Raw genomic sequence first — 2639 nt, forward strand, 5'->3', positions numbered from 1 at the left:
CTGCGTATTTCGGCCCATCGTGACCGCCCGTTTCGGTACATCGTGACCGCCCATTTCGCTAACGCGTGACCGCTCATTTCGCTAACAACGTGACCGATTTTCCGCCTGTTCCGAAACAGCCGGTCACGCTCTTACCGAAATGACCGGTCACGTTGTTAGCGAAATATCCTCCACTGCGTTGCGCATGACCTGACGCACCGCCACCCTCAGTCCCATTTCGGGGAATCGAAGGATGGCGGCGCAGCGAGTAGCCATGCGTAATATCAAAGAATGCCTGCGCCTCAAGTTCGAGGCCGACCTGTCCCACGAGAAGATCGCCCGCGCCTTGCAACTGTCCAAGGGCGTGGTCAGCAAGTACATCAAGGCGGCGCGCGACACCGGCATCGAGTGGCCCGCGCTGGCTCTACTGGATGAAGCGGCGCTTGGCGCCGCCCTGATGCCGGCCGCCAATGTCGTGCACTCACGCGGCGGCCGCGTGTTGCCCGACGTGATCACCCTGCACCGCGAACTGCGTCGCAAAGGCGTGACGCTACAACTGCTGTGGGAGGAATACACCGCCGCTCATCCCGACCAGCCGACCTACCGCTACACCCAGTTTGTCGAGCATTACCGCTGCTACGCCCGTACCCTCAAACGTTCGATGCGTCAGCAGCACCGCGCGGGTGAAAAGCTGTTCATCGACTATGCCGGGCCAACGTTGCCGGTGATCGACGCCGCCACCGGCGAGATCCGCCAGGCGCACATTTTCGTCGCGGCCCTCGGTGCCTCGAACTACACCTACGCGTGCGCCACGCCGGGCGAAACGCAAGTGGACTGGCTGACGGCGTTGAGCCAGGCCCTCGGCTACTTCGGTGGCGTCCCCGAAATGATCGTCCCGGACAACCCGCGTGCCCTGGTGGCCCGTCCTGACCGTTACGAGCCGGGTCTGAACCGTGCGGCACTGGAGTGCGCCCAGCACTACGGCGCCATCATGCTCCCGGCGCGCCCGCGCAAGCCGCAGGACAAAGCCAAGGCAGAGGTGGCGGTGCAGGTGGTCGAGCGCTGGATCATGGCGCGGTTACGGCATCAGCAGTTCTTCAGCCTGCATGCCCTCAATCAGGCCATTGCCGTCTTGCTGGAGGACTTGAACCGACGCCCGTTCAAAAAGCTCGACGGATGCCGGCGGGACTGGTTCGAGCAGCTCGACCAGCCGGCGCTGAAACCGCTGCCGGCGCATCCTTATGAGGTGGTGACCTTCAAACGCTGCAAGGTCAACATCGACTACCACATCGAGGTGAATGGCGGCTTTTACAGCGTGCCCTCGGCCTTGGCCCGGCAAAGCGTCGACGCCCGAGTGAGCGCCCATACCGTCGAAATCCTGCATGGACACCGGCGAGTCGCCAGCCACCTGCTGCTGCAACGGCGCGGCGCCTACAGCACCCAGAGCGAACACATGCCGGCCTCGCACAAGGCCCATCGTGACTGGACACCCCAGCGCCTGCTCGACTGGGGCGAGCGGATCGGCCCGCACGTCCGGCAGATCGTCGAACATCAACTGACCCACAAACCCCATCCGGAGATGGGCTACCGCTCCTGCTTGGGTCTGCTCTCGCTGGCTCGCCACTATGGCAACGAGCGCCTGGAGGCGGCAGCCAGCCGCGCGGTGCAACTGCGTGCACTCAACAGCCGCACCGTGCGCAACCTGCTCAAGCAAGGGCTCGACCAGCAACCGCTGCCCAAGACCACCGCCGCCGCTCAACCCGCCCGTCACGAGAACGTGCGCGGTGCTGACTATTACACCCAAAAGGAGCTGTTCAATGATGACGCAACACACGCTTAACCAGTTGCACCACCTGCGCCTCAGCGGCATGGCCACTGCGCTGGAAGAGCAATGGACACTGCCGGCCTGCCACAGCTTGAGCTTCGATGATCGGCTCGGTCTGCTGCTTGACCGCGAACTGGCCTGGCGCGACAACAAACGCCTGGAACGGCTGCGCAAACAAGCCAAGCTCAAATACGCCGGTGCCTGCCTGGAAGACCTCGACCGCCGTCCGGGCAGAGGCCTGGACGAACGCCAGCTCGCAACCCTGGCCAGCGGTGACTGGATCCGCCAACAGCACAACCTGTTGCTGACCGGCCCAACCGGCGTCGGCAAAACCTGGCTCGCCTGCGCTCTGGGCAACCAGGCCTGCCGCCAAGGCTACAGCACGCTATACCTGCGCACGCCACGCCTGCTGGAACAACTGCGGATCGCTCATGGCGACGGCAGCTTCGGCCGCACGTTGCAGCAACTGGCGAAGGTCGACGTGCTGATCCTGGACGACTGGGCGCTGGCACCGCTGGAAGAAAACGCCCGGCACGACCTGCTGGAAGTAATCGACGACCGCGCCGGCTTGCGGTCGACGGTACTGACCAGCCAACTGCCGGTTGATCACTGGCACGGCTGGATCAACGACCCGACAGTGGCCGACGCCTTGCTGGATCGGCTGGTGCACAGCGCGTATCGAATCGTGATGAAGGGTGAGTCGCTGCGACGTAAAAAGACGGAAGAAGAAGCGGCATCGTGACCGATGCGGTTAGAATTTAGACCCCGCGCAATCGGGTGGAGAAACCGGTCACGTTGTTAGCGAAATGACCGGTCACGATGAGCGAAATACGCA

Annotated in this window: 2 protein-coding genes; both read left to right on the forward strand. The window is 63.5% G+C overall.

Features of this window, described 5'->3' with window-relative positions; all coding sequences use genetic code 11:
• Positions 1 to 232: 232 nt before the first annotated feature.
• Positions 233 to 1819, forward strand: coding sequence for an IS21 family transposase (istA, locus tag ACODSV_RS36130; RefSeq protein WP_056791628.1), 1587 nt, complete (start codon positions 233 to 235; stop codon positions 1817 to 1819).
• The gene (gene istB / locus ACODSV_RS36135) at positions 1797 to 2546 is read left to right on the forward strand and encodes an IS21-like element helper ATPase IstB (protein WP_056791631.1); all 750 of its coding nucleotides are present in this window, start codon (positions 1797 to 1799) and stop codon (positions 2544 to 2546) included. Before istA ends, istB begins: the two co-directional genes overlap by 23 nt.
• The last annotated feature ends 93 nt before the right edge of the window (positions 2547 to 2639 follow it).

This window comes from Pseudomonas sp. FG86 (assembly GCF_057808775.1).

Excerpts from the sequence above, each read along its gene's own strand:
- istA (WP_056791628.1), top strand. The coding sequence starts at position 233 with ATGGCGGCGCAGCGAGTAGCCATGCGTAATATCAAAGAATGCCTGCGC.
- istB (WP_056791631.1), top strand. The coding sequence starts at position 1,797 with ATGATGACGCAACACACGCTTAACCAGTTGCACCACCTGCGCCTCAGC.